This window comes from Sutcliffiella horikoshii, assembly GCF_020524325.1.
Lineage (GTDB): Bacteria > Bacillota > Bacilli > Bacillales > Bacillaceae_I > Sutcliffiella_A > Sutcliffiella_A horikoshii_D.
Genome location: NZ_JAIVKY010000001.1, coordinates 1 through 24,216, shown reverse-complemented (window position 1 = coordinate 24,216; position 24,216 = coordinate 1). Strand labels below are relative to the sequence as shown.

Here is a 24,216-nt window from a genome sequence, read left to right as displayed (position 1 = left end):
ATTTTGGTAGGTTAGGGTTTACCTAACCTTACATAATCGTAATGGGGTGGAGAAATTATTATGGAAAAAACATTTTTAATGGTAAAGCCTGATGGCGTACAACGTAACCTTATCGGTGAAATCGTTTCTCGTTTTGAAAAAAAGGGTTTCCAACTTGTTGGTGCAAAATTAATGCAAATTCCTACTGAATTGGCAGAAGAGCACTACGGTGAACATAAAGAGCGTCCTTTCTTTGGAGAGCTTGTAGACTTCATCACTTCTGGTCCTGTATTCGCAATGGTTTGGCAAGGTGAAAATGTAATCGCTACCGCGCGCCACATGATGGGTGCTACAAACCCTAAAGATGCAGCTCCTGGAACTATCCGCGGAGAGTACGGCGTAACTGTAGGAAAGAACATCATTCACGGTTCTGATTCTTCCGAGAGTGCAGAGCGCGAAATCGGTCTTTTCTTTAATGGCGAAGGTCTTGTTGAGTACAAAAGAGACGTAAACAACTGGATCTACTAATATTTAAGATAAATTGAAAACGCTTTATCTAAAAAACCCTTCTCAGTTTGAGAGGGGTTTTTTTGTTGATTTTTTGATGGTGGGGACGAATTACGGAGACTGTTTTTAGGTGGAGAAGGGTAAAGTGTAGAATATTTAAGCTAAGAGGTAGAAGGTCGTTTGGGAAATGTATTAAGGTATGCCGGGAAATGTAGAAGGTGGGGGGCCAAACGGTAGAAGGTTGAAATTTAAGTGTAGAAGCTAATTCGGAAAAATTTTTGAAGCTACGTCCCATCTCCAATCTCAAATCAGCTATACTGAAATTACAGATATAGAGAGAAAGTAGATGAATGGCATGAGGGACGATTACAATCAGTTTATTGAACAGATAAAAAGGAAGACAGGTATTGACCTGGCACTTTATAAAGAAGGGCAGATGAAAAGAAGGCTGACCTCTCTGTACGAAAAAAAGGGCCTGAAAAATTTTAATGAATATTACCGTCTTCTAGAAAAGAATCGGGAAGAACTTTTTGAATTTCTCGATCGAATGACCATAAATGTTTCTGAGTTCTATCGAAATTATAAGCGTTGGGAGATCTTAGAGAAGAAAATTCTCCCTGAATTGATAAAGGAAAACAAGAGTCCAAAAGTTTGGAGTGCTGCATGTTCCACAGGAGAGGAGCCTTATACACTTTCCATGGTGCTAAGTAACTTCCTGCCACTGAAAGAAATAAAAATCAAAGCTACCGATATTGACTCAAATGTCATTGCAAGGGCAAAGCTAGCAACGTACCAGGAACGATCCCTACAGGAGGTTCCCACCGAAATCAAAAATAAGTATTTCACCAAGCAAGATGCTTTCTATAAGGTTAAAGATGAAATAAAGAATACAGTTATTTATAAAAGACTTAATCTACTATCGGATCCTTTTGAAACTGGCCACGATTTGATTGTCTGCCGGAACGTATTGATATATTTTACAGAGGAAGCAAAGGAGCAGCTTTACTACAAATTCAGTAATTCTCTAAAAAAAGGCGGTATTCTTTTTGTAGGAAGTACCGAACAAATTTTTCAGCCGGCAAAGTACGGTTTTGAAGTAGTAGACACATTTTTTTACAGGAAGATCTAACGTACAAACTATATAGCTGCACATTTTTTTTACTAGAACAATTCGCTACACTTGTGTTATAGTATTACATAATTAATTTCACTTACACGCTTAAAAGCTTTAAAGAGATAAAGGAGAGGCTGATGACGATGAGATATTTGACTGCTGGCGAGTCGCATGGACCGCAATTGACAACCATATTAGAAGGTGTCCCAGCTGGGCTGCCACTGACTGTCGAGGATATTAATGATGATCTTGCAAGAAGACAGAAAGGGCATGGCCGTGGCCGAAGAATGCAGATTGAAAAGGATACTGTAGATATTCTAAGTGGAGTTCGTCATGGTCAAACGTTAGGTTCTCCCATAACCTTAGCGGTAACAAATGATGATTGGAAGCATTGGACAAAAATTATGGGGATAGAACCCCTTTCTCAAGAAGATCAAGAAGAGGTAAAACGAAAAGTTACAAAGCCTCGTCCTGGACATGCAGACCTTAATGGTGCCATCAAATACGGTCATCGTGATATGAGGAATGTCTTAGAGCGTTCTTCCGCAAGGGAAACGACCGTAAGGGTAGCAGCAGGTGCTGTTGCACGAAAATTCCTCGCTGAACTAGGCATTAAAGTAGCAGGACATGTAACAGAAATAGGAGGGGTGAAAGCAGAACCTCAACCAATCAAGAATCTTGATGACTTAAAAGTGCAAACCGAAGCTTCTCCAGTTCGTTGCTATGATAAAAAAGTAGAGCAAGAGATGATGGATGCGATTGACACAGCCAAAGAGAATGGAGATTCTATTGGCGGTATTGTGGAAGTCATAGTCGAGGGAGTTCCTGCTGGAGTAGGCAGTTACGTGCATTATGATCGAAAGTTAGATGCGAAGGTTGCCGCATCCATTATGAGCATCAATGCCTTTAAAGGTGTGGAGTTTGGGGTTGGGTTCCAAGCAGCGAGCCTTCCTGGTAGCAAGGTTCATGATGAGATTGCTTGGAGTGAAGATAGAGGGTATTACAGATTATCCAATAACCTTGGAGGTTTTGAAGGCGGCATGACGACGGGTATGCCGATTGTGGTAAGAGGTGTCATGAAACCAATTCCTACCCTTTACAAGCCGCTTCAAAGCGTTGATATTGATACAAAAGAGCCGTTCCAGGCAAGCATAGAACGTTCCGACAGTTGTGCGGTACCAGCAGCAAGCGTGGTGGCAGAAGCGGTGGTCGCGTGGGAAATCGCTCAAGCGATCGTAGAACAGTTCGGACAGGACAGAATGGACCTTATCAAGGAAAATGTCCAAAGGATGCGAGAACATGCCGCAAAGTTCTAACTGGAAGGAAATTCCCATTCAGACTGAATCAAAGGAGTATCCTGTATTTTTAGGAAAAGGCGCGGTAAAGCAATTGTCACCATTTCTGGGTTCATTTCAAAAGAAACCGAGTAAGGTGCTAATAGTGACAGATGATGTAGTTGCTGACCTGTACCTTTCTGAAATAGTTTCAAGTTTAACACAAAAATTTATCGTGCATTCTTATGTACTTCCTAATGGGGAAGAAGCAAAGTCATTCGAAAACTATCATGCCATTCAAACATTCGCGCTAGAAAAAGGAATGGACCGCCATTCTGTCATTATTGCTCTTGGTGGTGGAGTGATAGGAGATATTGCAGGGTTTGTTGCCTCTACATTTATGAGGGGAATCAAATTCATTCAAGTGCCAACTACACTTCTCGCGCATGACAGTGCAGTAGGCGGGAAGGTCGCAATTAATCATCCGCTTGGAAAAAATATGATTGGTTCCTTTTATCAACCCGAAGCGGTCATATATGATGTAGATTTCTTAAAAAGCCTTCCCGAAAAAGAAATGCGCTCAGGCTTTGCCGAAGTGGTGAAACATTCACTTATCTGGGACGACGAGTTCTATCAATGGATTAGAGAAAATATTAAAAGCCTGGACGATTTAACGGAAGACAGACTGCTTGTGTCCTTGGAAAACGGAATAAAAATCAAAACGGAAGTCGTATCAAATGATGAAAAAGAGACAGGTTTGCGGGCGATTTTAAACTTTGGCCATACATTAGGTCATGCTCTTGAGGCAGCTTACGGTTATGGAAAAATAACGCATGGAGACGGAGTAGCGCTCGGTATGCTTTTTGCAACAAGACTAAGCGAAAAGTTACATTCGGAACTGAAACTAACAACGGACTTGTTAGGAGCGTGGGAACGTTACGGCTTTCCAACTAAGATTAGACCTTCCGTTTCCCCTGAAGAACTGTTAGGTTGGATGAAAAAAGACAAAAAAACACAGAACAGTCATATACATATGGTATTGATACAGTCAGTAGGAAATGTAGAACTGCGTACCGTATCAGATGAGTTCATACTAGAAACGTTACAAGAATTTTATTGAAAAGGGGGAATTCGGTGATTCGTGGTGTAAGAGGCGCAACAACCATACTTGAGAATTCAGAAAAAGAAATCATTTGTAAAACAGAAGAATTATTAACAAGCATGATTGATGCGAACAACATTGTGGCCGAAGATGTCGCGCAAGTACTTATTTCTGTAACAGCAGATATCACGGCATGTTTTCCTGCCAAAGCGCTTCGAAATCTTGAAGGCTGGGATTATGTCCCTGTCATGTGTACAAAAGAGATTGCTGTGCCTAACTCACTGCCTTCCTGTATTAGAGTAATGATGACTGTCAACACAGAAGTCGCGCAAAAGAACATTCAGCATATTTATTTACATGAAGCAGTAAGTTTACGACCGGACCTAGCAAAAGCTTTATCGGTTGACAATTAGCAATCTTCTATCATATAGTACTAACAAGTAGTAAAACAGTTTAGAGATTAGTTTAGAGATTTAAGTTGAGGGCTAAAGAGCCAAGAGTAATACCCAACCCAATATATTAATTATTGAGCCGAGTTGAGAAGAGAATAGCTGAGAATGAGTCGAGATTAGCTGAGGTTAGAATGTATCCTATAAATCTACCCAAAGACTATCCTCTGTCTTTGGGTTTTTGTTTTTCCTCATTCTGTAACGCCTCGTTACAAACTCATTCTCCATTTCGTGAAAATGGAGGAGATCACATGCATCAGTTTGCAGACTTTCTGCATGCAAGCAAACATTACAAAACCATTCCCATTATGGAAAGTTTTTTTGAAGACACATTAACACCCGTTTCCATCTTTCAGGCTTTAAGAAATGAAGCGGTTTATCTTTTAGAAAGTAAAGAGCCTAAATCAGATTGGGCGAGGTATTCTTTTATTGGATTAAATCCATTTCTAAAGATAATAGCCGAGAATACCACCATATCTTTACGGGACGAAAAGACAAACCACATCCTATTTCAATCTAAAGAATTGAATGAGGTCATCAAACAAGCTAATAACCTACTTCAAGTAAAGCTCCTGGAAAAAAAGATAGGGTTTACAGGGGGAGCAGTCGGATATCTAAGTTATGATTTTATCCCGACGATCGAAAAAGTGCCCATGCACCCATCCTATGGAGGAGAACACACAGCAAATCTATTGTATTGCGAAGATATAGTGGTATGTGATCATAAGGAAAATGAATTACATTTTATTCATTATATCCGTTTAGATGGAAATGAAGATGAAAAAGAGCTGAAGAATAGATTTAGTCAGGCAAAACAATCAATACTTGATAAAGTTTCTCTGATAAGAAAACGCCAAGAAAGCGACCCGCTTGTGGAAGTGGATAACGGAAAAAAAGAACTAACTGTTCAATCCAATTATACAAAAGAGAGATTCATTGAACATGTAGAAAAGATTAAGAAATATATCCAGACTGGTGACATCTTTCAATGTGTCCTTTCCCAGCGTTTTGAGTTAGAAGCAGACATGGAAGGATTTGACGTTTACCGAGTGTTAAGAAGACAAAACCCCTCTCCATACCTGTTTTATCTCAAATATGACGAAATGGAACTGATAGGGAGCTCTCCAGAGAGGCTGATACAAATTCAAGATAAGAAGTTAGAGATTCATCCGATAGCTGGAACAAGGAAAAGAGGAAAAACACAAGAGGCAGACCAGCAGCTTGCGGAGGACCTAATGCAAGATGAAAAAGAACAGGCCGAACATTATATGCTTGTCGATCTTGCCAGAAACGATTTAGGAAGAGTCGCCAAATATGGAACTGTCCATACGCCGGTCATGAAAGAGCTTGTGTATTTTTCAAGGGTGATGCACCTTATTTCCATCGTGAAGGCCGAACTTGCTCCAAGCTACACACCTGTAGAAGCCTTGCTTGCAGCATTTCCCGCTGGAACGGTTTCCGGCGCACCAAAGGTAAGGGCGATGCAGATCTTGCAAGAACTCGAGCCGACAGTAAGAAACACCTACGCTGGAGCCATTTGTTATATCGGTTTTGACGGAAATATTGATTCTTGTATTACTATCAGGACCATTCAAAAACGCGGCAACAGCTTTTATGTTCAGGCAGGAGCAGGTGTGGTAGCAGATTCTGTACCGGAACTGGAATATAAAGAAACAGTAAACAAAGCCTCGGCATTAATAGAAACGATCCAACTAGCGAATAAATATTTTGCCAAAAAGTCGGGAGGGTCTGCAAGCTATGTTTAAAGCTTATTTAACGAAATTAATAGATGGGGCGAACCTTACAACAGAAGAAGCCGAAAGTGCGATGGATCTAATGATGAATGGGGAGGTAACCTCCAGTCAGATTGCAAGTTTTATCTCTATTCTCAGATTCCGCGGGGAGACTTCGGAGGAAATGTTGGGTTTCACAAAAGCGATGCGAGGTCATATGAAGCCGATATCTTTTGCGCATCCTCATTTAATCGACACATGCGGTACAGGAGGGGATGGAGCCTCTACCTTCAATATTTCTACTGCTTCTGCCATTGTGGCGGCAAGTGGTGGGGCAAAAGTAGCCAAACATGGAAATCGGGCAGTTTCTTCTTCCAGTGGAAGTGCAGATGTGTTGGAGCAGCTGCAACTTCCCGTTCAGCAAACACTTGAAGAAGCGACAGAAAACCTTAAAGTCAATGGAATGAGCTTTCTTTTTGCCCCTATTTACCACGAGGCAATGAAGCATGCGGTCGCTCCTAGAAAAGAAATCGGATTTCGGACTATTTTCAATCTGCTTGGTCCTTTGGCCAATCCTGTTCGTTGTAAAAAGCAGGTGATCGGTGTGTTTTCAGCAGACTATGCTTATAAAATGGCGGAAGTATTGAATGAGCTTGGTTCCGAACATGTATTGATTGTAGCAGGGGAAGATGGGTTGGATGAAATTACGATTACCGCAAGGACGCATGTGGTGGAAGTGAAAAATGGGAAAATAACATCCTATACGATAGCTCCTGAGGACTTTGGGTTTGAACGAGGCCGCCTGGAGGACATTCAGGTGTCTAACAGTTTACAGAGTTCCCATCTTATCAAGCAAATTTTCCAAAACAAAAGCAATGAAAGTGCACGAAATATCGTTTGTTTAAATGCTGGTGCTGCTCTGTATGTATCAGGAATTACCGAAACAATCCATAAGGGTGTAGAGCTTGCCCTTCAATTGATTAAGGAAAATAAACCGTACGAACTATTACAGCAACTAAAGAAGGCAGGGGTGACGGAACATGTTAACTAACATTGTCGAGACAAAAAAGATGGAAGTGAAAAATCTAACACTTCCTTCCCAAAAACAAGTAGAGCGTTACTCCTTTTATGATGCACTTGCCAATCCCAATCGTCATTTAGGCGTGATAGCAGAAATGAAAAAGGCCTCCCCGTCAAAGGGGATCTTAAAAGAAAGCTTTGCTCCTATCGATATTGGAGCGGAATATGAAAAAGTCGGGGTGGATGCGATATCTGTTCTCACAGATCAGACATATTTCAAAGGATCAAAGCATGATTTGATGATGGTAAAGGAAACAACAAGCCTTCCTGTACTGAGAAAAGATTTTATTATAGACCCGATTCAGGTGGAGGAGAGTGCAAGAATTGGTGCAGATGCGATTTTGTTAATTGCTGAAATTCTTACCGACCAAAAATTAGCTGCCTTATATAAACAAGCGACAGGTTTAGGTTTGGATGTACTGGTGGAAGTGCACAGCTTGAATAGGCTAATGCAACTACTGCAAACAATCACGCCAAAGATAATCGGAGTAAATAATAGAAATCTTGCAACCTTTGAAACAGATATTCAAACAACCAAGGACCTGGCAAATTACATCCCTAGCTCTTCCTTACTTGTGAGTGAAAGCGGCATATTAACTGCTGATGACCTGCGCCAAGTAAAAGAGTTTGGTGCAAAAGCCGTGCTTGTTGGGGAAGCGTTTATGAAAGATCAAACACCAAGTACAGGGGTGAAGAGATTATTCGGAGAGTTGGAGCATGTCTAGAACGAAGGTGAAATTCTGCGGCAACAAAAGTTTGGAAGATTATGAGGCAACAGTATCGTCGGACGCAGACTATCTAGGCTTCGTTTTTGCGAGGAGTAAGCGCCAGGTAAAACCCGAACAGGTGGCAGAATGGGTAGTAGCCGTTCCTCCTCGGAACAAGCGGCTCGTAGGAATCTTTGTCAATCAAAGTAAAGAGTTCATCCTTCATGCTGTCCGCACTGTTCCGCTTGATGTCGTTCAGTGCCACGGAGATGAGGGCCTGACTTTTATTAAAGAGTTGAAGTCACAATGTAATGTGGATATTTGGAAGGTAATTCATCACGAAGATGAAACCACCTTAAATAAATTAACCCCCTTCATTGGTACAATAGATGGTTTTGTGGTAGATAAAAAAGTCGGCAATCAGTATGGAGGGACGGGAACAAGCTTCAACTGGGAGCATATCCCTCTTTATGACAAGCTTTCGAAACAATATGGTATCCCTTATATGATTGCGGGCGGAATTAATGTAGAGACATTACAAGAACTGTTACCTTATTCACCACAAGGAATCGATCTATCAAGTGGAATAGAAGAGAATTTTGCTAAAAGTAAAGAAAAAATGAATCTGATAGAAAGAATGGTGAGGGAACATGACAAACGTACAAACACCAGATAGCTTCGGTAGATTTGGGGAATTCGGGGGCAAGTATGTGCCTGAAACATTGATGCTGCCGTTGGAAGAATTAGAACAAGGCTTACAAGAGGCCTTAAAAGATCCAACCTTTCTAGAAGACTATCATTATTATTTAAAGGAGTATTCTGGGAGACCTACAGCGTTAACATACGCCGAAAAACTTTCAAGCCGTATCGGTGGAGCAAAAATCTACTTAAAGAGAGAAGACTTGAATCATACTGGCGCACATAAGATTAATAACGCTATCGGTCAGGCATTGCTTGCAAAGCGCTTGGGCAAAAAGAAGATCATCGCCGAAACTGGTGCAGGGCAACATGGGGTGGCAGCCGCAACCGTTGCTGCCAAGTTTGGACTCGAGTGTAAGGTGTTCATGGGCGAGGAAGACATTGAGCGCCAGGCATTAAACGTTTTTCGTATGAAATTACTAGGAGCAGAAGTAATACCTGCTACAAGCGGCAATAAAACGCTTAAAGATGCTACAAATGAAGCCATTCGCTACTGGGTGCAGCATTGTGAAGACCACTTCTATATGATTGGTTCTGTTGTGGGTCCACACCCATATCCATATATGGTGCGTGAATTTCAACGGGTGATTGGTGAGGAGTCCAAAAGACAGTTCCAAGAACGAGAAGGCGGTTTGCCAGACAAAATTGTAGCCTGTGTAGGCGGAGGCTCCAATGCAATTGGAATGTTTGCACCATTTGTTGACGACGATGTGAAACTTATTGGTGTGGAAGCTGCCGGAAAAGGCATTGATACTCCTCTTCATGCTGCAACGTTAACGAAAGGGACCAAAGGAGTTATCCATGGATCTTTAACGTATCTGATTCAAGATGAACACGGTCAGATCATTGAACCCTATTCCATTTCAGCTGGCTTGGATTATCCTGGTATTGGACCAGAGCATGCCTATTTAAAAGACAGCAACAGAGTGGAATATCAAAGTGTGACAGATGAGGAAGCGTTGGAGGCCCTTCATATTCTTGCAAAAGAAGAGGGCATCATTCCCGCGATAGAGTCGGCTCACGCACTTGCAACCGCCTATAAAGAAGCAGCAAAAATGCCAAGTGATAAAACGGTCCTCGTATGTTTATCGGGGCGCGGGGACAAAGACGTGCATACATTAATGAATAGAATGGAGGGGACAGTAGAATGACAACGTATCTAGAGAGATTACCAAAACATGACAAGCTGTTTATTCCATTTATCATGTCTGGGGACCCTACACCGGAATTGACAATAAAACTGGCCCTTCTTTTAGAGGAAGCAGGTGCATCTGTACTAGAGCTTGGAGTACCTTACTCTGATCCGCTAGCAGATGGCCCGGTTATACAACGTGCTTCTAAGCGGGCTTTGGCTCATAAAACAACCATAACTAGCACGATGGAGCTTGCTGGAGAAATGAGAAGAAGAGGACTGAAAATTCCGATCATCCTCTTTACGTATTTCAATCCTGTGTTACAATTAGGGGAAGAATCCTTTTTCGCTTTAGCGAAGCAAAATCAGGTCGACGGGCTCCTCATTCCTGATCTTCCGTTTGAAGAGAGCGGGCGAATACGAGAGAAATGCAGCGAACACGCTATAACGTATATCTCTCTTGTTGCCCCAACTTCCAAAGACCGGATGAATACGATCACAGAGCATGCCCAAGGATTTTTATATTGTATCTCATCGCTTGGCGTGACAGGGGTGCGTAAGGAATTTTCCGAGGAGTTGTATGCTTTTCTTGAAGAAGTGAAAAAGAAAAGCAACGTCCCGACTGCAGTAGGATTCGGAATCTCAGAGAGTGAACACATACAAACCTTAAAACCATATTGTGATGGCTTTGTGGTGGGAAGTGCACTCATAAAAATGATTGAACAAAAAGAAAAACAATTTAGAGTTGATGAAGAAAAAACATTGCATGAATTAAAACAACAAATAGAGGAGCTTATTTCTCCACTTTTGGCAGAAAGGTGATTGTTGAAGATGGATATTAAAGAACAACTGCTTAACTTGACCCCATATCAACCTGGGAAAACAATGGAAGAAGTGAAGAGGGAATTAGGACTTGAAAAAATAGTGAAACTAGCATCTAATGAGAATCCTTATGGGTGCTCCCCGTCTGTTCAACAGGCATTGATCGCGGAGCTAAGCAAGTCCGCAACATACCCTGATGGTTATGCAAGAGACTTGCGAGATGTACTTGCAGCCCAAACAGGTGTAGGCGAAAAAGAGCTTATTTTCGGAAACGGCTCTGATGAGGTCATTCAAATTGTTTGCCGGGCACTATTGAGACCTGGAAAGAATACGGTCATGCCAACTCCTTCTTTCCCACAATACAAGCATAACGCCATTATTGAAGGGGCAGAAGTTCGAGAAATTCCATTAAAAGATGGTTACCACCAGCTTGACGAAATGCTTAATTCGATAGATGAGAATACAGCAATCGTTTGGTTATGCAGTCCAAATAATCCTACAGGAACGTATATTAAGGAAGAGCTACTTCTTTCTTTTCTTGAGAAAGTCCCTGCTAGTACGTTAGTAGTTGTGGATGAAGCATACAAGGAGTATGTCACGTCAGACGACTACCCTGAAACGGTGAAACTGTTAAAAGACTATCCAAACCTTATGATTACGCGTACTTTCTCGAAAGCTTACGGCCTTGCAAGTTTTCGAATCGGATATGGTATTGCCAATGAAAAGCTAATCCGCCTCATCGAACCGGCAAGGGAACCTTTTAATACGAACTCCCTGGCTCAGGTTGCTGCCAAGGCTGCAGTAAGAGACCAATCTTTTATAAAAGATTGTGTGACAAAGAATAAAGAAGGTTTAGAGCAATATTACGTGTTCTGCGAGGAAATGAAGCTTGCCTATTACCCATCTGAAGGGAATTTCATTTTGATTGATTTCCAAACGGACTCCGATGTATTGTTTCAATACTTGATGAAAAAAGGCTATATTGTGCGTTCTGGAAAAGCATTAGGTTACCCGACTTGTTTACGTATTACAGTCGGAACAAAAGATCAAAACGCAGAGATCATCTCTTACTTGAAAGAATATAAAATGAAGCAAGCCATCTAATAGAGAGGAGATATCCTCTCTATTTACATATATAAAGACATCAGGCGGTGAAGTGTAGTGAACGGGAAAGTATTGGTCATCGGACTTGGGCTGATCGGCGGGTCCATTGCCCTTGCGATAAAAAAAGAACACCCTAACGCGAGTATAATAGGATACGATATAAATACCCAGCAGGCAAAATTAGCAACGTCATTAAAAGTCATTGATGAGTTCTGTGAGAATTACGATGCGGAAGCAAAAGATGCAGATTTTATTGTCATATCTGTACCGGTTATGCAGGCAAATGAAGTATTAAAACATTTAAGTAGGATAACATTCACGAAACCACAAGTTGTGATTACCGATGTAGGAAGTACTAAGAACAGCATCACAACTCTGGCGGCTACCCTTTTCCCTCAGGAAAATGTTACATTCATAGGGGGGCATCCGATGGCAGGTTCCCATAAGAGCGGTGTGATTGCTGCCAAAAGCCACCTTTTTGAAAATGCTTTTTATGTGCTTACTCCATTTAAAGAGGATGCCAATCCAAAAGAAGTAGCCTTAACGAAAATGTGGCTTGCCGGGACAAAGGCAAACTTTATCACCATGTCTGCTGCAGAACATGATTTGGTAGCTGGAGTCATTAGTCATTTTCCTCATGTGGTCGCAGCAGGTTTAGTTCACCAGGCAGAGGACATGCAATCTACCAACCCGTTTGTCTCAAGACTTGCAGCCGGAGGGTTTCGAGATATCACTAGGATTGCCTCGAGCAACCCGACCATGTGGAAAGACATCTTAATACATAATAAAGCGACCATCCTAACACTTTTAGATCAATGGATGAAGCAAATGGAAGTGGTACGCGATCATTTGTCACAAGATAACGAAGCTTTCTTGCTTGAGTATTTCAGCAAAGCAAAAGAGTTCCGTGACGGCCTTCCGGTAAAATCCAAAGGTGCTATTCCGTCATTCTACGATTTATATGTGGATGTGCCTGACTACCCTGGGATCATTTCTGAGATTACAGGAATCCTTGCAAAAGAAAAAATAAGCATCACCAATATCCGTATCATGGAAACAAGAGAAGAAATCTATGGAGTGCTGAGACTAAGCTTCCAATCAGAGGATGATCGTCAATCAGCCGAAGATTGCTTACACAAACACACCATGTATGAAACTTATATTGTCTAGTTAGGAGAGAGAGAAAATGAAAAAGCTTACAGTTACTGCAAGTGGATTAGAAGGAACCATTCAAATCCCTGGAGATAAATCCATTTCCCATCGTTCCGTCATGTTCGGCTCTATGGCGGAAGGTAAAACGACAGTGGAGAATTTCCTCCCGGGTGATGACTGCCTAAGTACAATCAGTTGTTTCTCCAAGCTTGGAGTGAAGATAGAACAAGATGGCTCCAATGTGACGGTATATGGAAACGGATTGAAGGGACTTCGAGAGTCAACAGAAATATTGGATGTCGGGAATTCTGGAACAACAGCACGACTAATGATGGGGATCCTTTCCGGCTTGCCAATACACTCTGTCCTAATTGGGGACGAGTCTATCGCGAAAAGGCCGATGAAACGGGTGACTGTTCCGTTACGTGATATGGGAGCAAGAATACAAGGGAACCAGGATGGCAATTTCACGCCGATCTCTATTCAGGGAGGTGGCTTGACTGGACTTGATTACGTGTCACCTGTCGCAAGTGCTCAAGTGAAATCTGCTATTCTTTTGGCAGGGTTGCAGGCTGAAGGGGTTACCACTGTAAGTGAACCTTTTAAATCCCGTGACCATACAGAGAGAATGCTGCGTGCGTTTGGAGTGGAAGTAAAAGAAGAGGAAGGCTGCAAGGTAAGCGTAGTTGGTGGACAGAAGCTTGTGTCTGATCTGCATATTGTCGTTCCTGGAGATATCTCTTCTGCAGCGTTTTTCCTTGTGGCTGGGGCGATTGTGCCTGGAAGCAGGATTACACTGCAAAGGGTCGGGTTAAATCCTACTCGAACTGGGATATTAGAAGTTTTGAAAAATATGGGGGCAAGTCTTTCTTATTCTAATGTAGTAGAGGATGGACCGGAACCTTATGCTGATATTACCGTTGAATCTTCTGTGCTTAAAGGTGTTGAAATTGGCGGAGATATCATCCCACGCCTGATTGATGAAGTGCCTATCATCGCTTTGATGGCAACCCAGGCTGAGGGGACAACAGTCATTAAGGACGCAGAAGAGCTGAAGGTGAAAGAAACAAACCGTATTGACACAGTTGTGGACGAGCTGAAGAAGCTTGGAGCTGACATTGAGGCAACCGAGGACGGGATGATCATTAAAGGCAAAACAAAGTTGCATGGCGGCACCCTTGACAGCTACGGGGATCACCGTATCGGGATGATGGGTGCCATTGCGAGCTTAATTGCGCATGGAGAAACAGTTCTTCATAATGATGGGGCAATCAATGTCTCCTATCCGAGCTTTTTTGAGCATATGGAGAGTTTGAGAAGAGGTTGAATTTAGAGAAGGTGGTCCATCCATGGGGATGGGCCACTTTTTCATTTAGTTTGCTATTTTTAATAGCTTTGACTAAGGTCGTATGATTGCCTAGGGAGGGGTGGGGGTATATCTAACGTTTTGGGCGGGTGATAATCGGCATTTCGCCCGTAAATTGAGATTATCGCCAGATTAGTCTTATAAATCGCCCGTAAAATGAAATTTTCGCCCGATTCACCCAAAAAATAGCCCGTAATTTCTGATTATCGCCCGTTTTCTAACTAAGTACCACTAGGGGGTATGTGAACACTATGGTACGCGCCGGTGTCAGCGCGAGCCCAAACGTTACCCCAATTTCCGTACACCCCAATTATTACGTCCAAAGCATATTTCCCCCTTCCCTCGCATAGCTTGTCTTAAGGACAATACAAGAGGGGGATGCTATGGAATATATTATAGAAGCTGCCAATGTGGTCAAGAACAAATCAACACTCCTCCATACCAATTTGCTAGTGAAAGATAGCAAAATCCATTACATGAAAGAAGGCCCTTTTGTCAATTCAAAATCCATGAGAATGGATACTTCCCCCTATGTGCTGACACCCGGACATGTTATGCTGGTCGATAACCTTAATCAAATGCCCTTTCCGGAGTTCAAACAGTTCATCACCGAGAACTATTTAAAAAAAGGATGTACAACCCTTCTTTCTCTCATTACCGTTCAACGCGAAAAAGAATTATTGCAAACATTAAAGAGAGCGAGATCTTTCTTATTAAATAGTCCGATTGATTATTATTTTGCGGTAAGAATTCCCTTCCATAAACTCACACCTTCTTTTGTACGACAATGTAGGCGCTATAAGATATCTGCTATCTTTTTGCAGATGGATGATGCAACAGAACTCTCTTCCGTCCCATGGGGGTGGATTAAAGATGCCTTGTATCAATTTCCGGTAACATTTCTGCCGTGCTGGCAAAACATTTCTCCATCCAAAAAAAATAGGAAGAAAAAAGAGTGGAAACTAATCATGAAAGAAGAAAAATTAACACATTCCACCGAGTGCCCAGAACAGGGGAAACCTCTTGATTTGGATCTATTAATGAAAATTGGTATCTACCCCACTAAAGGAGATTTGAGGGTCGGTGGAGAATTAGACTATAATCTCTATTTGTCACCAGAAGGCCATATTATTGAAACTATTGAAAATCTGGATTATGATAGTCATATTCCAGAAGTTACGGTTCATCAAGGAACGGTTATCAAAGCGGGAGATGAGGTTTTATTTCGTCCGGGCTTTGGAAAAGAATGTACAGTAACCATTCCAGGGCACTTCTTACTCACTGAACAGATTTGAAGAACGTGTGACTGCGGATTTTAAAAACGAAGGGAAGTAGTATTTTGTCTTACACAGTAATTGATAAAGCTCTAGAACTAATAGATAACGGGGACATAGAACAGGGTCTTACTATCCTAAAAGAAAACGAATCAAAATTTGGAGAAGAGGATTTGTTTCAGACTGCCCAGATTTATCAGCAACTTGGCATGCTTGAAGACGCCAAACAACTTTACCAAAACCTCCTATACCAATTTCCAAATGAGTCTGACCTCATTATTTCACTGGCTGAAGTCCACATTGACCTTGATGAAGAAGATGAAGCGATGGGTTTATTAGAGAACATAGCGGAAGATGATGAGGTCTATATACAGTCTCTGCTTCTTCTTGCAGACCTTTACCAGGCACAAGGACTATTTGAGGTCAGCGAGCAAAAACTGCTTACTGCCAAAAAGCTTGCACCAAAGGAACCGATCATCAGCCTTGCTTTAGGAGAAGTATATTTGTCTCAAGGTGATTATAAAAAAGCCATTCCATATTATGAAGCTGTTCTTCCGCATGCTGAAGATATTGAATTCTCCTTGCAAGAAAGACTCGCTGAATGCTACAGTGCTACAGGTCAATTTGAGGAAGCGATGCCTTATTTCGACCAGGCGTTGCAGAAAGAGTTGAAAATTGACGTATTATTTCAATACGGATTTACCGCTTTTCAGGCAGGATATTTTAAGACCAGTATCGAAAAACTTAATCAGGTAAAAGAAATGGATTATGAATACTCCTCTCTTTACTTATATCTTGCAAAAGCTTACGAACACGAAGGATTATTAGAAGACAGCTTGCGTGTTGCAAAAGAAGGATTAGCGGTTAATGAATATAACAAAGAATTGCAGGTTTACGGAGCGAAAGTGGCAATGAAACAGCAGAATGTGCCTGAGGCGGAAAAGTTACTGAGGGAAGCCATTGCCATCGACCCTGGATATGTGGAAGCAGCCTTAACTTTAACGAAAATCTTCTTGCAGGAAGAGCGCTATGAAGATGTTATAGACTGCCTAAATGAACTCATTAATTTTGAAGAGTCAGACCCGCAATATGATTGGGACCTAGCTGTTGCCTTTCAACAAACCGAAAAATATTCTGATGCATTAAATCATTACCGTCAAGCATATACTTCTTTTAAAGATGACAGCAGCTTCCTTTACGATTACGCACACTTCTTATTGGAAGAAGGAAAACGAGAAGAAGCAAAGCCGCTTTTTGAAAAACTAATACAACTTGACCCAACCAACATAGAATTGCAAGATCTGTATCTAAATTTACAAGAGTAGGGAATATTCTACGCAGAGGAGGGACGATAGTTGTGGCTACCCCTGTATCTGTCAACGAGAAGAAGGACTTTATAAGGTGGTTCTTAGGAAACTATCAGTTAAAAAGACGTGAATGTGTATGGATTTTAAACTATTTGATGAGTCATGACCAGTTGATGAAGAAAGTTCACTTTGTCGAGCAAGCCCAGTTCTGTCCACGGGGAATTATCATGTCAACCCATTGTGTAGAGGAAGTGCCATTCAGGTTTTATAAGGAAAATGTGATGACGACGGACGCCGAAAAGTCCTTCCATGACATAAGGCTTAATCGTGATGAGGATATTTATATTCAATTAAATTTCCGGTCTGTCTATCATTCGCCGCAATACGCAGCGGTGCTGGAAGATAATCCGTTTATGCCGAAGCAGCCCCAAATCAATGAAAAGGACCGGATCTTAGCAGAGCGAATGCTAGAAGAATCCATTTACACCTTTCAAAAAGAGAAGCTATTGAAATTGATCGACGATGCGTTGGACCGTCAGGATGAAGAGGCGTTTCGTAAACTGACAGGCCAGTTAAAAAGACTATAAGAAATTGTATCCCCTCAACTAAATGTTGCGGGGGTTTTTGTTGATTGGAAAATTATTGTCAGGATGAAGACATGAGTGAAGAGGAAAAAGGAGGAGAGAAGTCCTCATGGCAATTATGAAGACCTCAGTGGCGAGGAAAAAGGGGGAGAGAAGTCCTCATGGCAGTTATGAAGACCTCAGTGGCGAGGAAAAAGGGGGAGAGAAGTCCTCATGGCAGTTATGAAGACCTCAGTAACGAGGAAAAAGGGGGAGAGAAGTCCTCATGGCAGTTATGAAGACCTCAGTGACGAGGAAAAAAGAGGAGAGAGGTCCTCATGGCACGTGTACTGCCCAAAACATTTGACCTCACCAACCACAAAACTTATATTTAAAGAACGACACTAAATCCATAATAGAAAGAGATGAAATCAAACCATGAAATGGACAAGCAAAGATATCTCCCAGTACGTTCAAGCAAAAGAATACATAGATACCGTTATCATTCCCCTGATGCCGATTAGTTTCGGTGACAATATCAAAACGATTGCCTCTCATGGAGAATACATAAACATATTGAGTTACGAATTGGAAAGACAGTTTAAAGGAAGAGTTATTCTGTTGCCGCCATTCAGCTATATCGAATCAGATCAAGCAGAAAGCAAAGTAGCGCAGCTTAATAATCTTTCTCTACATATTAAAGAAAACAATATTAAACACGTTTTTCTAATGACTTCCGACAGTTCTTGGAGTCAGCAAGAGCAGCAATTAGAAGGAAAGCTTGTATGGCTACCAGCGATTCCTTTAGAGGATATGGAAGATAAATACAAGCAGAAAATCATTCAAGATCAGATGAATCAATTATTACCGATGTTTATTCAAAAATGGCAGGATTAAAAGTATAGAAAATGGTGCAAAATATCCCAAAAGGCAAACTGCTAGCAAAATGATATTAAAAAAGCAATAAAAAAAAGAAAATATTTTAAAAGGATTGAAAATAAGTCACAACCTTGCCATTTTTTCAAGGCAGGAGATTATTGACCTTGGGACAAGATTGATATATCATGAGAATGTCCTAGTTTTCTATGTGTTATAATCTACTGTCCGTATGGACTTAGTTCTTTCTATAGAGGGGGGAAAACAATGAGTGAGAAAAACCATCGCGTGTCTAGACGTCAATTTTTAAACTATACCCTTACTGGTGTAGGCGGTTTCATGGCAGCAGGTATGCTGATGCCAATGGTCCGTTTTGCAATTGATCCTGTACTTAAAGCTGGTGCAGAGCAAGATATGGTTCCTGTATGTGATGAAAGCGAATTAACAACTGAACCACAACGATTTGATTTTAAAATTGATCAAGTTGATGCATGGTATGAATCTGAAGAACCGAGATCTGCCTGGATTTTTAAATCCGAAAGTGGAGATGTAATTGCTTTATCTCCTGTTTGTAAACATCTTGGCTGTACGGTGAACTGGGCTTCTGATAAAGCGAATCCCAACAGATTCTTCTGTCCATGCCACTATGGTTTGTATGAAAAAAATGGTGACAACGTACCTAATACTCCTCCACTTGCTCCACTAGATGTTTACGAACATAAAGTGGAAGATGGAAAAGTATATCTAGGTAGCGCAAAACCTAAAGGGGAGGCGTAATAATTGTTAAATAAGATTTATGACTGGGTTGACGAACGATTAGATATTACGCCGATGTGGCGCGATATCGCGGACCACGAGGTACCTGAGCACGTAAACCCAGCACATCACTTCTCCGCATTCGTTTATTGCTTTGGTGGATTAACGTTCTTCGTAACAGTTATTCAAGTACTTTCAGGTATGTTCCTGACTATGTACTATGTTCCGGACATTAAAAATGCGTGGGAATCCGTCTATTACTTACAAAATGAAGTTGCGTTCGGTCAAATCGTACGCGGTATGCACCACTGGGGAGCGAGTTTAGTTATCGTAATGATGTTTTTACATACACTACGTGTTTTCTTCCAAGGTGCATATAAAAAACCACGTGAACTTAACTGGGTGGTAGGAGTACTTATCTTCTTCATTATGTTAGGTCTTGGTTTTACAGGTTACCTATTACCTTGGGATATGAAAGCATTGTTTGCTACAAAAGTAGGATTAGAGATCGCCGCTGCAACTCCATTAATAGGGGATATGGTGAAAACGTTACTTGCTGGACATCCTGAAATTGTTGGTGCGCAAACACTGACTCGATTCTTTGCGATTCATGTATTCTTCTTACCTGCAGCTCTATTCGGTTTGATGGGTGCTCACTTTGTCATGATTCGTAAGCAAGGTATTTCTGGACCGCTATAAGATTCATTATTTTTGATAACAAAGGAGGGGAACCTATATGCATAGAGGAAAAGGTATGAAGTTTGTTGGTGACTCGCGTGTCCCGGCAGTACGCAAACCTAATATTCCAAAAGATTATTCCGAGTTTCCTGGTAAAACGGAAGCATTCTGGCCAAACTTCTTGCTAAAAGAATGGATGGTTGGTGCGGTTTTCCTAATCGCATTCCTATGCCTGACTGTCGCTCACCAATCACCATTAGAGCGTATCGCAGATCCAACTGATACTGCGTATATCCCGTTGCCAGACTGGTACTTTTTATTCTTATACGAACTACTTAAATATCAATATGCAGCTGGACCATACACGGTTATTGGTGCAATGATCATGCCAGGTCTTGCGTTTGGTGCATTATTACTTGCTCCATTCTTAGATCGTGGTCCTGAGCGTCGCCCAAGTAAGCGTCCGGTTGCTACTGGTTTAATGCTACTTGGTATTGCATCAATCTTCTTCTTAACTTGGCAGTCTGTAGATTCTCATGACTGGGAAGCTGCGGCAGAACAAGGTGAGATCAGAGACGAACTTGCGGTTGAAATTGATGAGAATGCAGAAGGTTACTTGATTCTTCAAGAAAACACCTGTCTTTCTTGCCATGCTAACAACCTGCAAGGTAGCCCTGGTGTAGCTCCATCCCTACTAGACAACCCTGACTATGCATCTGAAGATTATCAGAAGATTGCAGTAGAAGGTCAAGGTGATATGGGAGCTGGGATTTTCAAAGGTTCAGACGAAGAACTTAAAATCCTAGGTGACTACCTAGTTGAAATGAACAAAAAAGCTGCGGAAGCAGAATAACAAAGAAGCTGGCTAATTTAGCCAGCTTTTTTGTATAATGGAAACATCAATATATAAAGTGAGGAAATAGGATGCTAACTTGGTTTATACATTTATTGAAGACACCGGTGATGCTGTGGTTGGTTTTGATCATCAACCTTCTTGGGACCATCTATGGGTACATATGGTATGGTTATCAGCTGGCAGAAACCCCAGCTATTTTTCTTATTTTTGTCCCGGACAGTCCTACGGCAAGTCTTTTTTTCTGTTTTGTGTTGTTAGGATTTATTTTTAATAAAAATTTTAAACTGTTTGAGGCGTTAGCAATCATTACGCTGGTGAAATACGGAATATGGGCAGTGGTAATGAATATCTTAACGCTTATGGAAACTGGCTATTTGCCGATAGAGGGGTATATGCTGATCGTTTCTCATGGTGCAATGGCCGTCCAAGGAGTGCTGTATAGTCCGTATTATCGCTTTAAACTATGGCACCTTGTTGCAGCGGGTATTTGGACTTTACATAATGATGTTATTGACTATGTATTTAAAATGATGCCTTGGTATGGAAGCTTGATGAAATATTTGCCTCAGATTGGCTATTTCACTTTTTGGTTAAGTATATTTTCCATTGGCGTCGCGTATTATTTCTCTTTACGGAAAAGTAGAATGAAGCTGAGCTTGGATTAATGTTCTAACCTTGTCCACCCTCTCATAACATGTAGTAGAGAATATGGGAGGGACAAGCGATGAAAGCAAAAAAACTTATAGTAGCCATTCTATTATTTTTACATATTTTCCCGACAGGTATAAAAGCGCACTCTCATGAATCATTGGAGCCATTTGCTTTGAATTTTATTATGGATGATGCTCTTCAGCTTGTAAAAACGGAAAGATATGTAGAAGCACACAACCTGCTTGACATTTTTTCAGACGAATTTACAAAACTGATGGTGACGAACCAGCAGATTCCTTCAGATGAAGTAAGAATTATATCTGTCGTTCATCAACAATCAATGGCCTCCCTGAGTGATACACTCCTTCCACACGAAGAAAAAGTCAGGGCGATCATCAGACTGCGATTGGCTGTAGATGCCATGACATCTGAACACCAGCCGATGTGGGTCGAGATGGAAGATCCTTTAATCATGACCTTTCAACAATTGAAGGATTCTGTTGATACCAGAGACAGCGATTCTTATGAAGCATTATATCGAAGACTTTTATTGGAATACGATATGATCCATCCTAGTGTTAGGATGGATGTTAAGCCGGAGTATATACAAAAAGTCGATGCACATATCGATTATTTAGATAAAAACAGGGAGGCTCTGCTATCTCATTCAGAGGAATTTGACGATATGCAGGTAATTGAAGCCGACCTTAAAGCACTTTTTAAAGAGCTTAAGGAAGATGAAACAGATCCGTCGTTTTTATGGGTCATGATTTCAACAGGGAGTTTTATTTTATTAACACTGTCCTATGTTGCCTTCCGTAAATACCTTGGGGCTAAAAAGCTCGAGATGCGGAAAAAGCTTAAAGATTGACATGGATAAAATATAGGAAATAAAATAATCCTAATAGGAAGACTACAGTTAGCTTGGTGATATTAGGCTAAGGAGGGACTTACTAATGGGATTGGGAATGTATCTAATCTACTTTGCTTTCTTACTGATTGTCCCATTATGGGCGCAGTCAAGAGTGAAAAGCGCATATAAAAAATATTCTAAAGTTGCTTCCTCATCTGGAATGCCGGGGGCAGAGGTTGCCAGAAGAATTTTACACGATAACGGCATTCACGACGTGAGTGTGGAAGAAACCAGGGGTCATTTGACTGACCACTATGATCCCCGCTCGAAAACGATCAGACTGTCATCTCATAATTATCATGGGAATTCCATAGCAGGTGCGGCCATTGCAGCACACGAAGTAGGGCATGCCATTCAGGACAATCAAGATTACGCATTTTTACGGTTTCGTCATTCGTTAGTACCGGTAGCGAGTCTTGGATCGAATATGTCGTTTTTCTTGATTTTCGCTGGGATTATCTTTGGTGCCAGTAACCTGATTCTTGTAGGAATTATCTTTATGGCAGCGGCGGTGCTGTTTCAGCTAGTCACGCTCCCAGTTGAGTTTGACGCTTCTAATAGGGCGATGGATCAAGTTGTGTCGCTTGGTATCATTAATAATAATGAAGAGCGTGAAACGAAGAAGGTATTGAATGCCGCGGCATTGACCTATGTGGCAGCGGCAGCTGTTGCGGTAGCGGAACTGGTGAGATTTATATTGATTTATTTGGGTAGTAGGGAATAGTTAGATTGTTTGGGAGCAGCCATTTTAGTGGCTGCTCCTTTCGATATTTGCGCAATGAAGACACTTTTGAGCCGGAAATTTTGGTGGAATTGCCTTCATGATTTGGATGAAGGCAGTTTTGACAGAAAAAATGGCGTGAAACTGTCTTCATAAGGGAGATGAAGACACTCTGAACAGAAAAAAGGCTGTGGAACTGTCTTCATAATGAATGTAAGACAATTTCACAGCCAACCTTATAAAAGAAGAATTATCGCTCCATCGGATTCTTATTCTCATCCAATGTAAAGCCTTCCCCGAGTACATCGTGTACATCACTGACCGCTACAAACGCATGCGGATCAACAGAAGTGATAACGTTTTTCAACTTTACCAGCTCATTTTTTGCGACAACGCAATACAGTACATTGCGTTCGACCTTTGAAAAAGAACCTTGTCCTCGCAATATTGTCACACCACGGTCCATTTCCGCATGAACCTTCGAAGCAATTTCTTCATTCTTCTCAGAAATAATGGTCGCCCCTTTAGCTGCATAAGCTCCTTCTTGCATGAAATCAATCACACGAGCTGCAACAAACACAGCAACAAGCGTATACATCGCTTCCTGGTAGGTTAAGTACATGATCAAGGAGAGGACGATTACCACAGCATCAAACATGAACATCGCTTTTCCCATACTCCAGCCAATATACTTATGGGCAAGACGAGCAATAATGTCCACGCCACCTGTTGTTCCTCCGTAACGGAAGATAATCCCCAAACCAATTCCGATGAACACCCCTGCAAACAACGCTGCCAATGTTAAATCATCTTCAAGAGGAGGGAACATTAAAGGGACCCTTTGGAATATCCATAAAAACAAGGACAAGCTGAACGTCCCAATTAATGTATAAAAGAACGTGTTTCTTCCTAGCAACTTCCAACCGATGAAAAAGATAGGGATATTCAGTAGAAGGTTGGTATAGGAAGGATCAAACCGGAAAAGAAAATATAAAAGCAAGGTTATACCGGTAAAGCCGCCCTCTGCTAGATTGTTTTGCATGTTGAAGTTGACAAGACCAAATGCGAAAATGGCAGAACCGATGAGTATGTAGATAATATTTTTTATTTTCAAGCCTTTTAACATGATGAACCTCCAAGACCTAGATAGTTTACAACCTCTCTATTATAATAGACAAGAAGAAGATAAGTAAATGAGATAAAGGATTAGGCTTATTATTTGTTTTGCCTATCACTTCCTGTCGATTTCGTTCCAGGTGTTCCCTTTCCGCGGTGCGGTGCTTGAGCCTCCTGATATGAACGAAACTGTCAAGGCCCCCACTCTTCTAGGTGTTTTTGTTTTGTTTTTGTGCAACTCTAAGAAGAGAAGCCGATTCTACTTCTTTTTCTTTTAAGCGTTTG

At 41.4% G+C, this 24,216-nt stretch carries 25 protein-coding genes; 24 read left to right on the top strand and 1 reads right to left on the bottom strand.

What is annotated here, in order from left to right:
- Nucleotides 1–60: 60 nt before the first annotated feature.
- From ndk to LC091_RS00010, 24 genes are all read left to right on the top strand, one after another.
- Nucleotides 61–507 carry a nucleoside-diphosphate kinase gene (ndk, locus tag LC091_RS00125; RefSeq protein WP_226679718.1) on the top strand — a complete coding sequence of 149 codons (447 nt, stop codon included), beginning with the start codon at nucleotides 61–63 and terminating at the stop codon, nucleotides 505–507.
- Nucleotides 508–832: 325 nt separating this feature from the next.
- Nucleotides 833–1,615: a CheR family methyltransferase gene (locus LC091_RS00120; protein WP_226679717.1), complete on the top strand. Its 783-nt coding sequence runs from the start codon at nucleotides 833–835 to the stop codon at nucleotides 1,613–1,615.
- Nucleotides 1,616–1,743: 128 nt separating this feature from the next.
- A complete protein-coding gene (gene aroC / locus LC091_RS00115) occupies nucleotides 1,744–2,916 on the top strand; it encodes a chorismate synthase (RefSeq protein ID WP_226679898.1) in 1,173 nt (390 codons plus the stop codon).
- The gene (gene aroB, locus LC091_RS00110; protein WP_226679716.1) at nucleotides 2,900–3,994 is read left to right on the top strand and encodes a 3-dehydroquinate synthase; all 1,095 of its coding nucleotides are present in this window, start codon (nucleotides 2,900–2,902) and stop codon (nucleotides 3,992–3,994) included. The genes aroC and aroB overlap by 17 nt, the downstream gene beginning before the upstream one ends.
- A gap of 14 nt (nucleotides 3,995–4,008) precedes the next feature.
- Nucleotides 4,009–4,389 carry a chorismate mutase gene (gene aroH / locus LC091_RS00105; RefSeq protein ID WP_226679715.1) on the top strand — a complete coding sequence of 127 codons (381 nt, stop codon included), beginning with the start codon at nucleotides 4,009–4,011 and terminating at the stop codon, nucleotides 4,387–4,389.
- 287 nt (nucleotides 4,390–4,676) lie between these two features.
- Nucleotides 4,677–6,191 carry an anthranilate synthase component I gene (gene trpE, locus LC091_RS00100; RefSeq protein ID WP_226679714.1) on the top strand — a complete coding sequence of 505 codons (1,515 nt, stop codon included), beginning with the start codon at nucleotides 4,677–4,679 and terminating at the stop codon, nucleotides 6,189–6,191.
- Nucleotides 6,184–7,209 carry an anthranilate phosphoribosyltransferase gene (gene trpD / locus LC091_RS00095; RefSeq protein WP_226679713.1) on the top strand — a complete coding sequence of 342 codons (1,026 nt, stop codon included), beginning with the start codon at nucleotides 6,184–6,186 and terminating at the stop codon, nucleotides 7,207–7,209. Before trpE ends, trpD begins: the two co-directional genes overlap by 8 nt.
- Nucleotides 7,199–7,963 carry an indole-3-glycerol phosphate synthase TrpC gene (gene trpC / locus LC091_RS00090; protein ID WP_226679712.1) on the top strand — a complete coding sequence of 255 codons (765 nt, stop codon included), beginning with the start codon at nucleotides 7,199–7,201 and terminating at the stop codon, nucleotides 7,961–7,963. Before trpD ends, trpC begins: the two co-directional genes overlap by 11 nt.
- The gene (locus tag LC091_RS00085) at nucleotides 7,956–8,621 is read left to right on the top strand and encodes a phosphoribosylanthranilate isomerase (RefSeq protein WP_226679711.1); all 666 of its coding nucleotides are present in this window, start codon (nucleotides 7,956–7,958) and stop codon (nucleotides 8,619–8,621) included. Before trpC ends, LC091_RS00085 begins: the two co-directional genes overlap by 8 nt.
- A complete protein-coding gene (gene trpB / locus LC091_RS00080) occupies nucleotides 8,596–9,795 on the top strand; it encodes a tryptophan synthase subunit beta (RefSeq protein ID WP_226679710.1) in 1,200 nt (399 codons plus the stop codon). The genes LC091_RS00085 and trpB overlap by 26 nt, the downstream gene beginning before the upstream one ends.
- Nucleotides 9,792–10,598, top strand: a complete 807-nt coding sequence (gene trpA, locus LC091_RS00075) for a tryptophan synthase subunit alpha (RefSeq protein WP_226679709.1) — start codon at nucleotides 9,792–9,794, stop codon at nucleotides 10,596–10,598. Before trpB ends, trpA begins: the two co-directional genes overlap by 4 nt.
- A gap of 9 nt (nucleotides 10,599–10,607) precedes the next feature.
- Complete coding sequence (gene hisC / locus LC091_RS00070; RefSeq protein ID WP_226679897.1) at nucleotides 10,608–11,702, top strand: histidinol-phosphate transaminase; 1,095 nt, start codon at nucleotides 10,608–10,610, stop codon at nucleotides 11,700–11,702.
- Nucleotides 11,703–11,759: 57 nt separating this feature from the next.
- Nucleotides 11,760–12,872, top strand: coding sequence for a prephenate dehydrogenase (locus tag LC091_RS00065; protein ID WP_226679708.1), 1,113 nt, complete (start codon nucleotides 11,760–11,762; stop codon nucleotides 12,870–12,872).
- 16 nt (nucleotides 12,873–12,888) lie between these two features.
- A complete protein-coding gene (gene aroA, locus LC091_RS00060; RefSeq protein WP_226679707.1) occupies nucleotides 12,889–14,181 on the top strand; it encodes a 3-phosphoshikimate 1-carboxyvinyltransferase in 1,293 nt (430 codons plus the stop codon).
- 422 nt (nucleotides 14,182–14,603) lie between these two features.
- Complete coding sequence (locus LC091_RS00055) at nucleotides 14,604–15,515, top strand: hypothetical protein (protein ID WP_226679706.1); 912 nt, start codon at nucleotides 14,604–14,606, stop codon at nucleotides 15,513–15,515.
- Nucleotides 15,516–15,559: 44 nt separating this feature from the next.
- Entirely contained in the window at nucleotides 15,560–16,819 is a 1,260-nt protein-coding gene (locus tag LC091_RS00050; RefSeq protein WP_226679705.1) for a tetratricopeptide repeat protein, read from the top strand.
- A gap of 32 nt (nucleotides 16,820–16,851) precedes the next feature.
- On the top strand, nucleotides 16,852–17,388 hold the full coding sequence (locus LC091_RS00045) for a ReoY family proteolytic degradation factor (RefSeq protein WP_223489575.1): 537 nt from the start codon (nucleotides 16,852–16,854) through the stop codon (nucleotides 17,386–17,388).
- 414 nt (nucleotides 17,389–17,802) lie between these two features.
- Entirely contained in the window at nucleotides 17,803–18,261 is a 459-nt protein-coding gene (locus tag LC091_RS00040; protein ID WP_226679704.1) for a YpiF family protein, read from the top strand.
- A 246-nt stretch (nucleotides 18,262–18,507) separates the two neighbouring features.
- Nucleotides 18,508–19,017 carry a ubiquinol-cytochrome c reductase iron-sulfur subunit gene (locus LC091_RS00035; RefSeq protein WP_226679703.1) on the top strand — a complete coding sequence of 170 codons (510 nt, stop codon included), beginning with the start codon at nucleotides 18,508–18,510 and terminating at the stop codon, nucleotides 19,015–19,017.
- Between the two features lie 3 nt (nucleotides 19,018–19,020).
- Nucleotides 19,021–19,695, top strand: coding sequence for a menaquinol-cytochrome c reductase cytochrome b subunit (qcrB, locus tag LC091_RS00030; protein WP_010193681.1), 675 nt, complete (start codon nucleotides 19,021–19,023; stop codon nucleotides 19,693–19,695).
- A 37-nt stretch (nucleotides 19,696–19,732) separates the two neighbouring features.
- Nucleotides 19,733–20,527, top strand: coding sequence for a menaquinol-cytochrome c reductase cytochrome b/c subunit (locus tag LC091_RS00025; RefSeq protein WP_226679702.1), 795 nt, complete (start codon nucleotides 19,733–19,735; stop codon nucleotides 20,525–20,527).
- Nucleotides 20,528–20,598: 71 nt separating this feature from the next.
- Nucleotides 20,599–21,195 (top strand): lipoprotein heptaprenylglyceryl N-acetyltransferase LhaT, encoded by a 597-nt coding sequence (locus LC091_RS00020; RefSeq protein WP_226679701.1) that lies wholly within the window; start codon nucleotides 20,599–20,601, stop codon nucleotides 21,193–21,195.
- 59 nt (nucleotides 21,196–21,254) lie between these two features.
- Complete coding sequence (locus tag LC091_RS00015; RefSeq protein WP_226679700.1) at nucleotides 21,255–22,052, top strand: sporulation protein YpjB; 798 nt, start codon at nucleotides 21,255–21,257, stop codon at nucleotides 22,050–22,052.
- An 85-nt stretch (nucleotides 22,053–22,137) separates the two neighbouring features.
- Nucleotides 22,138–22,818 (top strand): zinc metallopeptidase, encoded by a 681-nt coding sequence (locus tag LC091_RS00010; protein WP_226679699.1) that lies wholly within the window; start codon nucleotides 22,138–22,140, stop codon nucleotides 22,816–22,818.
- A gap of 247 nt (nucleotides 22,819–23,065) precedes the next feature.
- Here the strand turns inward: LC091_RS00010 and LC091_RS00005 are convergent, their stop codons facing one another.
- Nucleotides 23,066–23,941 (bottom strand): YitT family protein, encoded by an 876-nt coding sequence (locus tag LC091_RS00005; protein WP_148988378.1) that lies wholly within the window; start codon nucleotides 23,939–23,941, stop codon nucleotides 23,066–23,068.
- Between the last annotated feature and the right edge of the window lie 275 nt (nucleotides 23,942–24,216).